The organism is Streptococcus sp. 27098_8_12, assembly GCF_041432115.1.
In the GTDB taxonomy this organism is placed as follows: domain Bacteria; phylum Bacillota; class Bacilli; order Lactobacillales; family Streptococcaceae; genus Streptococcus; species Streptococcus parasanguinis_V.
Genome location: NZ_JAPVZA010000023.1, coordinates 22,391 through 31,423, shown reverse-complemented (window position 1 = coordinate 31,423; position 9,033 = coordinate 22,391). Strand labels below are relative to the sequence as shown.

At 41.6% G+C, this 9,033-nt stretch carries 11 protein-coding genes; all 11 read left to right on the top strand.

Annotated features, from left to right (window positions below; genetic code table 11):
* Positions 1-61: 61 nt before the first annotated feature.
* Entirely contained in the window at positions 62-601 is a 540-nt protein-coding gene (rsmD, locus tag O3629_RS09210) for a 16S rRNA (guanine(966)-N(2))-methyltransferase RsmD (RefSeq protein WP_371609091.1), read from the top strand.
* Positions 591-1,079 carry a pantetheine-phosphate adenylyltransferase gene (gene coaD / locus O3629_RS09205; protein WP_371609090.1) on the top strand — a complete coding sequence of 163 codons (489 nt, stop codon included), beginning with the start codon at positions 591-593 and terminating at the stop codon, positions 1,077-1,079. Before rsmD ends, coaD begins: the two co-directional genes overlap by 11 nt.
* Positions 1,063-2,145 (top strand): SepM family pheromone-processing serine protease, encoded by a 1,083-nt coding sequence (locus O3629_RS09200; protein WP_371609089.1) that lies wholly within the window; start codon positions 1,063-1,065, stop codon positions 2,143-2,145. The genes coaD and O3629_RS09200 overlap by 17 nt, the downstream gene beginning before the upstream one ends.
* A 62-nt stretch (positions 2,146-2,207) precedes the next feature.
* Positions 2,208-2,597, top strand: coding sequence for an insulin activator factor (locus tag O3629_RS09195; protein ID WP_371609088.1), 390 nt, complete (start codon positions 2,208-2,210; stop codon positions 2,595-2,597).
* Positions 2,598-2,600: 3 nt separating this feature from the next.
* Positions 2,601-3,584 (top strand): hypothetical protein, encoded by a 984-nt coding sequence (locus O3629_RS09190; RefSeq protein WP_371609087.1) that lies wholly within the window; start codon positions 2,601-2,603, stop codon positions 3,582-3,584.
* Positions 3,585-3,683: 99 nt separating this feature from the next.
* Positions 3,684-4,394, top strand: a complete 711-nt coding sequence (gene ccdA2, locus O3629_RS09185; RefSeq protein WP_371609086.1) for a thiol-disulfide oxidoreductase-associated membrane protein CcdA2 — start codon at positions 3,684-3,686, stop codon at positions 4,392-4,394.
* A 26-nt stretch (positions 4,395-4,420) separates the two neighbouring features.
* A complete protein-coding gene (locus O3629_RS09180) occupies positions 4,421-4,744 on the top strand; it encodes a hypothetical protein (RefSeq protein ID WP_371609085.1) in 324 nt (107 codons plus the stop codon).
* A 56-nt stretch (positions 4,745-4,800) separates the two neighbouring features.
* Positions 4,801-5,361 carry a redoxin domain-containing protein gene (locus O3629_RS09175; RefSeq protein WP_371609092.1) on the top strand — a complete coding sequence of 187 codons (561 nt, stop codon included), beginning with the start codon at positions 4,801-4,803 and terminating at the stop codon, positions 5,359-5,361.
* Positions 5,362-5,372: 11 nt separating this feature from the next.
* Complete coding sequence (gene msrB, locus O3629_RS09170; RefSeq protein WP_371609084.1) at positions 5,373-6,494, top strand: peptide-methionine (R)-S-oxide reductase MsrB; 1,122 nt, start codon at positions 5,373-5,375, stop codon at positions 6,492-6,494.
* Between the two features lie 58 nt (positions 6,495-6,552).
* Complete coding sequence (locus tag O3629_RS09165) at positions 6,553-7,287, top strand: response regulator (protein WP_223325774.1); 735 nt, start codon at positions 6,553-6,555, stop codon at positions 7,285-7,287.
* Positions 7,284-8,996: a sensor histidine kinase gene (locus O3629_RS09160; RefSeq protein WP_371609083.1), complete on the top strand. Its 1,713-nt coding sequence runs from the start codon at positions 7,284-7,286 to the stop codon at positions 8,994-8,996. The genes O3629_RS09165 and O3629_RS09160 overlap by 4 nt, the downstream gene beginning before the upstream one ends.
* The last annotated feature ends 37 nt before the right edge of the window (positions 8,997-9,033 follow it).

The following is a 9,033-nucleotide window of genomic DNA, read 5'->3' as shown; positions in this document are numbered from 1 at the left end:
TAATTGTCGCTTGACCATATCAAATCGCAATTTTCTGATTTTTTTTGGTATAATGGTCCCTATGAAAATAGTATCTGGAACCTATGGGGGACGTCCCCTCAAAACACTTGAAGGAAAAACAACCAGGCCGACTTCTGATAAGGTCAGAGGGGCCATGTTCAATATGATTGGTCCTTACTTTGATGGTGGAAGAGTGCTGGATCTCTATGCTGGAAGTGGTGGGCTCTCTATCGAAGCAGTTTCTCGAGGCATGTCAGAGGCCGTTCTAGTGGAAAGAGATCGTAGAGCGCAGGAGATTGTAGCAGCCAATATTGCCATGACCAAGGAAAAGGAACGGTTTCAACTGCTAAAAATGGAGGCTAAGCAAGCCTTGGGCCTCCTAACAGGCACCTTTGACTTAGTTTTCTTGGACCCTCCGTATGTCAAGGAAGAGATTGTTCGCGATATCGAAACCTTGTGCGAGCGCCATCTCTTGTCAGAGGACATCCTAATTGTATGCGAAACCGATAAACACGTAGAACTTCCTGAGGAAATCGGACAAGTGGGAATCTGGAAAGAAAAAATCTATGGAATTAGTAAGGTAACAGTATATGTCAGATAGAAGTGGATTGTTTACAGGATCGTTTGATCCGATTACCATTGGGCATGTGCAATTGATCGAGCGAGCTAGTCGCTTGTTTGACCGTGTCTATGTCGGAATTTTTTATAATCCGGAAAAAGTCGGACTCTTTTCCATTGAGCAACGCGTGCGCATGGTAAAAGGGGCCCTGGCTCATTTGGAAAATGTTGAAATTGTGACGTCGACTCAAGAGTTGGCTGTGACAGTGGCGCGCAATCTTGGGGTTATCACCTTGATCCGGGGCTTGCGCAATGCACAGGATCTGGTATACGAAGCCAATATGGATTATTTTAACCACCAGTTGGCACCTGAATTGGAGACGGTTTATCTCTATGCCCAGCCTCCTTACCAGGCCATTAGTTCAACCCGTATTCGAGAGTTGCTGGCTTTTCAGCAGGATATCTCACCGTATGTCCCAGAGAGTGTAATGGAGGAAATTAACGATGACACAAGCGAATAAACCAAGCTTGACCACTAAAAAGAAAAAAGGACGGTTGAAAGAATACCGATGGCCGATTGCAGGAGTTCTTTTCTTGCTTCTCTTGCTAGCTGCTTTTGTGATTCGCCTTCCCTATTATATTGAAATGCCAGGAACGGCAGAAGATATTCGATCCGTCATGACAGTGGATGGAAAAGCGGATACCAAGTCAGGATCCTATGATTTTGTAACCGTAGCAGTGAAAGAGGCAACTCCGGCTGATTTGATCTATGCTTGGGCGACACCTTTTACAGATATCTACTCTGCCAAGGATATGACCGGTGGTAGTTCGAGCCAAGAATTCACGCGCATCAACCAATTCTATATGGAAACCTCGCAAAATATGGCCATCTACCAAGGATTGAAGACAGCTGGCAAAGAAACCCAGATGGACTTTCTAGGAGTCTATGTCATGCAGGTAGCAGATGATTCGACCTTTAAAGGAGTCTTGAACATTGCGGATACTGTCACCGGTGTGAATGGCAAGACCTTTAAGAGTTCCAAAGAATTGATTGACTATGTTGGTTCTCAAAAAATTGGCGACCCCGTTTCGGTGACCTACATTGAAGATGGACAAACCAAGAAAGCAGATGGGAAGATCATCAAATTGACCAATGGGAAAAACGGAATTGGGATTAGCCTGATCGACCGGACTGAAGCTAAAGGCGATGTTCCTGTCCAATTTGCGACAGCTGGCATCGGTGGCCCAAGTGCCGGTATGATGTTTAGCCTAGCCATCTACACTCAAGTGGCTGATCCAGATCTTCGTCAGGGACGACATATTGCAGGGACAGGAACCATTAACCAAGATGGAACGGTTGGCGATATCGGTGGGATTGACAAGAAAGTCGTTGCAGCAGATAAAGAAGGAGCAGAAATTTTCTTTGTCCCTAATAACCCTGTTTCCAAAGAAGAAAAGAAAGCTAATCCCAAGGCTAAATCAAACTATGAAACCGCTAAAGATGCAGCAAAACAAATTCATTCGAAGATGAAAATTGTGCCCGTCAAAACCCTTCAAGACGCCATTGATTATTTGAAAAAGAAGTAGAGTAGTCTGTTGGACAAGTGATGAAATGAGAGAAAATCAATTTCTCATTTTTATGAAGGATTATGGGTCAAGAAAGTAATGAGTTTATGAAATCATATAATATGTTGCTAATGAATGGGATTATTGGTATTTTAGGAGCGATCGTAATCAGCTATGCCTCTTTTCAACGGTGGGAGTGGACTTTCGTTCATGCTGTTCCTGAGCTGGTTGAAAAAGGTGATTGGGGATTGGTAATCAATACAATCAGTCTCTTGTATCTTGTTATCTCTATACTTGCAATGGCCAACTATAATGAAAATCCAAAAGTAAATAAGAAAAATCATAAAATTCTCTTCGTTGCCTCTATAGTTGGTTTCGTTCCTTTTGTATCGGCTTTAACTAGTGTGCTAGCAATCATTTCAAGTTTGTTATATCTATTCGATTATCAACAGTTATCAAATGAAAAGGAGTAGGCTTTGAAAAAGGTATTTGGTGGTATGAAGCGACACTGCAAAATGGTATGCATCTTCCTAGCAAGTTTTGTAGCTGTAGTGCTAGCCTATCAATGGGGACATTCTTATTTAGAATCAAATAGTCAATCGTATTACGATAATGAACCTGCATCAAATTTAACCATTCAAACATTTGATGATCAAAAATTTGTTTTAGTTAGTCAAAAAACGAAAAAAGGCTATATTTACTATGGTCAGGATTATATAACAACATTTTCGGAGCATTCTCTATTTACAGGTAAATTAAAGACACCACGTCCGATTGGGAAAGAAGAATTTTATAAAGTAACTAGCTATGATCTTAATCATTTAGGTAAAAAAGTAGAATTTGACCTGTATCGTTTATTAGGTAAAGATAATACATTTCGGACTTTTTCAAATCTTCCAGGGAGCAAAGGATACTTTAATGGAAATGACTATCTATCTTTACGCTTACAAAAGATTGATAGGGGCGATTATGAAAACTTGAAAGATCCTAATAATAAACGAATACTATTCACGGCAAAAGGAGAAATAACTCAAGATAATGTCGATTCAAAGATTAAGGAATTTGAGGATCAACCATCGGTCTATAAAAGAAAGATTAATTGGAGCAGAGGAGGGATAAATGATCAAATTGAGAAGGTACTGTACGAGAAACATTTAATGCTTTTGTTAGATGGTATTTTTGGAGATTTAGAAGATAATACGAAAGTTGATGTCTCTGGGACAAATTTTGCTCGCCTCTACCCGGAAGTTGCAAAAAATATGAAATATATAGAAAAATTATATTTCCGCCCTAAACAATACAATGAACGCGAATGGTTTGATAACATCATTCATTGGTTTGCGCCGGAAGGTCAAGATGTCATGGAGCTTTATGCCACAGATGAAACAACTGGAGAGAAAACACAAATTCACTCTTATGACGAGTTCGTAGCGTGGATAAAGGCCCATCCAAAGAATTAATCACCTTCTAATTAAATTCAAGTTTTTGCTTATCAATCTCTCTATTTTTAGAGGGATTTTTTCTTTATACTGGTATCAGAAAGAAAGGGAGGTAGTGAAATGATTCAAACCAGTTTGTTTTCCATTTCAGTATTCTTAGCGGGAGTTCTATCCTTTTTCTCCCCATGTATTTTGCCACTGATGCCAGTCTATGTAGGAATTCTATTGGATTCTGAACGTGTGAAAACTGTTCGGATTTTTGGAAGAGATATTTCTTGGTATGGCCTGGTGAAGACTCTTTGTTTTATCGCAGGTCTATCAACTGTTTTCCTGATTCTAGGATACGGTGCAGGGGCCCTTGGCCAGGTGCTTTATGCCCCATGGTTTCGCTATCTGCTAGGAGGAATTGTGATCTTATTAGGGATTCACCAAATGGAAGTGATCAATCTGAGACAACTCCAAAAACAAAAGAGTATCCAACTGAAGAAGGACGAAAAACGCAATGAATTCTTCAATGCTTTTCTGATAGGGGTCACCTTCAGTTTTGGTTGGACCCCTTGTGTCGGACCAGTTTTGAGCTCTGTTTTAGCCATTGCCGCTTCTGGAGGAGATGGGGCTTTACAAGGTGCTCTCCTGATGCTGGTCTATACATTGGGCTTGGCGCTACCCTTCTTAGTCTTGGCTCTAGCTTCTAGCTGGGTTCTACAACATTTTGCTAAACTCAAGCCCCATATGGGAACCTTGAAAAAAATTGGTGGTGCCCTCATCATCTTGATGGGCATCTTACTGATGCTAGGAAATCTTAATAGCCTCGCATCCCTGTTTCACTAATCTTGAATGATTAAAGGAGAAAAATCATGAAAAAAATTCTTGCACTCTCTATTGCTACACTTAGCATCGTCACTTTAGCAGCTTGTTCTGGACAGAAATCAGATTCAGACATGAAAAAAACGGACGATAGTAGTATGATGAAGAAGGACGATATGAAGAAGGATGACATGAAGGATTCATCCATGTCCGATGATAAAATGAAAAAAGAAGACATGAAAGATTCATCTATGATGTCTGACAGCAGTTCTGAAATGAAGGACGATATGAAAAAGGATGAGATGAAATCCAGCGATTCAGAAATGAAAGATGAAAAGAGTGGATCATCGGAAATGAAATCAGACAACAAATGAAAGAAGGGAGAAGTCATCTGAGGATGACTTTCCCTTTGTTTAAAGAGGTGATAATGATGAAAAAATTAGCTTTAGTAGCTACTGGGTTCGTATGCGCTGGACTCCTGGGCGCTTGTTCAAGCCAAGGAATGGCTACTTCCAATAAGGACATGAGCCAACAAACAGCCAAAGCTGGGGCTAGGCAACCATCTGGCAAGAAAGTGAAGGAGTTTAACCTGCAAGGAGTAGACGGTAAGACCTACCGCTTATCCGATTACAAGGGAAAGAAAGTTTACCTCAAATTTTGGGCTTCCTGGTGCTCAATCTGTCTTTCAACATTAGGCGACACAAATGATTTAGCAAAGGCAGAGGAGGGTAAGGATTATGTGGTCTTATCCGTTGTAGCTCCAACCTTTAATGGTGAAAAATCGGAAGCAGATTTCAAAAACTGGTACCAGTCTTTGGATTACAAGGATTTCCCGGTCTTGCTAGATAGTAAAGGGGAACTGCTAAAAGAGTATGGGATTCGTTCATATCCATCGGCGCTCTTTATCAATAGTGATGGGACTTTAGCAAAGAGTCATATTGGCTATATGAATAAAGAGGATATCCTCAAGACCCTAGAGAACATGCAGTAAGGAGATAGACAATGGAAACAAAATGGAAAGTGTTTGCTATCCTTCTCATTGGCTTATTATCTATTGGTTTCTTTTTCTTTAGTAAGGGATCAAACGGAAGGGATCAATCAGAAACAAGCACTGAGATGATTAAAAAAGCATCGATGAGTCAGACTCCAGTAGCCAAAAAGGAAACAAAGGAAAAGGTTGATCCAAAGGATCAGCGTGAAATTTATTTGGCTGGTGGTTGCTTCTGGGGCGTAGAGGAATATTTCTCCCGTGTTCCAGGTGTGATCGATGCTGTATCAGGCTACGCTAATGGAAAGGGAGAAACGACCAAGTATGAATTGGTCCCTCAAACAGGCCATGCTGAAACAGTTCACATCACCTACAATGTCAAGAAGGTATCTCTGAAAGAATTGCTCCTGCATTATTTCCGGATTATCGACCCAACGTCGAAGAATCGTCAAGGAAATGATCAAGGAACTCAATACCGAACAGGTGTCTATTATGTCTCTCAAGAAGACCTTCCAACCATTAATCAAGTCTTTGAAGAAGAAGCAAAAAAATACGACAAACCGTTAGCAGTGGAAAAAGAGCCACTGACCAATTTCATCAAGGCTGAGGACTACCACCAGGATTATCTAAAGAAACATCCGAATGGGTACTGCCATATCGATGTCAATCAGGCTTCTTATCCTGTTATTGATGCTAGTCGCTACTCTAAGCCAAGCGATGAGGAAATCAAAAAGAAGTTATCTCCTGAAGAGTATGCGGTGACACAAAAAAATGATACCGAACGGGCCTTCTCCAATCGTTACTGGGATCAGTTTGATGCCGGTATTTATGTAGATGTCGTGACCGGTGAGCCGCTCTTTTCCTCTAAGGATAAATTTGATTCTGGTTGTGGTTGGCCAAGTTTCAGTCGGCCTATTAGTCCTGATGTGGCCATCTATAAGGAGGATAAGAGTTTCAATATGACTCGGACAGAAGTTCGGAGCCGTGTAGGAAATTCTCATCTGGGCCATGTTTTTACCGATGGTCCCAAGGAAAAAGGCGGCCTTCGCTATTGCATCAATAGTTTGTCTATTACCTTCATTCCCAAAGCAGAAATGAAAGAAAAGGGCTACGGTTATTTATTGGACTACGTCTGAGACATTTGGAACCATAATTTGCTATAATAAGTATAGCAAAGACAAGTAGGTGAAAGACATGTATGCGATCATGATTGTGGAAGATGAAGAGCTTATCCGGCAGGGACTGACTTCCTTAGTGGATTATGAACAGTTTGGAATGACCGTCATCAACCAGGCAGAAAATGGCCGTGAGGCCTGGGAGAAGTTTCAAGAGCAACCAGCCGACATCCTTCTAACTGATATCAATATGCCACAAATGAACGGCTTGGATCTGGCCCATCTCGTCAAAGAGAAGTCTCCGTCTTGTCATATCATTTTTTTGACAGGTTATGATGACTTTGAGTTTGCGAGGAAAGCCATCAAGTTAGGTGCAGATGATTATTTGCTGAAGCCTTTTTCAAAAGATGATATTGAAGAGATGTTAGCAAAGGTGAAGGGAAAACTCGATCAAGAGCGAAAAAAGGCGCAAGTCGAAGATTTGGTCAGTCATGGTTATTCGACAGACTTGGAAGAAGCCATTCATGCTCGTTTAGCAGATTCCCAGTTAACCCTAAAGGATTTGGCCTATCAACTTGGTTTTAGTGCCTCTTATCTAAGTGTATTGATCAAGAAAAAATTGGGACTCCCCTTCCAAGACTACCTCATTCAAGAGCGAATGAAGAAGGCTCAACTCTTGCTTCTCACGACAGATCTAAAGATTTATGAGATCGCAGATCAGGTTGGTTTTGAAGATATGAACTATTTTTCTCAACGCTTTAAGCAGGTTGTTGGGGTGACACCAAGGCAGTACAAAAAAGGAGAGCATGAATGAAACGATATCCCTTGCTGATTCAGCTGGTCCTCTACTTTTTTCTCTTCATTCTCCTACTTTTTGGTCTTATTGGTGGCCTCTATTATCAAACGAGTTCAGGGACGATCCGCCAGCAAACAGAGCGGACGACAAGAAATAGTATCGATCAAAGCAGTCAGTTTATCACCTCCTATCTAAAAAAATTAAAGCAGACCACGACGGTTCTTAGCCAGGAACAGGCTGTTCGACAATTTGCCCAAGATAGGAGTGCGGATCAAGAAACGGTTCAACACCTGATGCGAACGATGATTGAAACGGATCCGGACTTGGTCTCAGCGGTCTTGGTGACCAAGGATGGACGTCTGGTAGCGACAGATTCCAAAATCAGCATGCAGACTTCTTCAGATATGATGAATGAAAGTTGGTATCAAGAGGCGATTAAAGAAAGAGCCATGCCAGTTTTGACGCCAGCCCGAAAGGAATCCTTGACTTCGGAAAAAGAAAAATGGGTGGTTTCTATTACCCAAGAAGTGGTCGATCAGACTGGCAAAAATCTCGGAGTAGTGCGCTTGGATATTGGCTACGATAGCCTTCAGGCTTACTTGGATCACCTTCAACTAGGGAAACAAGGCTTTAGTTTTATCATTAATCAAAAGCATGAGTTTGTCTACCATCCTAAAAAGGCGGTCTATTCTTCCAGTCAAGAAATGCAGGCCATGCAGCCCTATATTGCTGTGAAAGATGGTTATGCAAAAGGAGGGCAGAATTTTATCTATCAGGTTCCAATTCCAGATAGTGATTGGACCTTGATTGGAGTGGCTTCACTTGAAGGACTTCAGATGCTGCAGTCGCAGCTCCTGTACTCTTTCATTGGCCTAGGATTACTAGCTTTGATCATGTGTTTGATAGGGATCGGCTTTGTTCTGCGTTTGTGGATCAAACCCTTACGAGACCTTCAGACCATCATTTTGAGGATTGGAGCAGGAGAAGCTCACGTGAGGGCTGTAGCCAAAGGATCTCCAGAATTGGTGGACCTCGCTCAAGCTTTTAATGCCATGTTGGACCAAATCGATCACCTTATGCAACAGGTTAAGGAAGAGGAGCAAAACGCGCGGCGTTATGAGTTGCGGGCACTTTCGGCTCAGATTAATCCGCATTTCCTCTACAATACTTTGGATACGATTGTCTGGATGGCAGAGTTTAATGATAGTCGGCGCGTGGTCAACATCACTAAGTCTCTGGCTCAATATTTTCGACTGGCTCTCAACCAAGGCCAGGAACAAATCCTGCTGAGAGATGAAATTGACCATGTCCGCCAGTATCTTTTCATTCAGAAGCAACGTTATGGAGAAAAGCTCAACTATGAAATTCTAGAAGATAAACGGTTGAGCGACTATCAGCTCCCCAAATTAGTGCTTCAACCCTTAGTGGAAAATGCGATTTACCATGGTATTAAGGAGATCGATCGGCCTGGTCTCATTCGAGTGACAACTGAAGTCAGTGGAGACTACGCTTGCGTATCGATTTTTGACAATGGACGAGGGTTTGACCGATCAGAATCAACAGCCCAAACCCTTCTTCGTTTAGGAGGTGTTGGCTTGAAAAATGTGGACCAACGATTGCGTCTTCAATTTGGCGAAGCCTATCATATGGAGATCGATTCTAAGGCCAATAGCTATACCAAAATTACTCTATTTTTACCCCTTTCATCATCTGATGAACATGTATAGAGACAAAGATTGCCTTCTTTGTCTCTTTTTCCTTTTG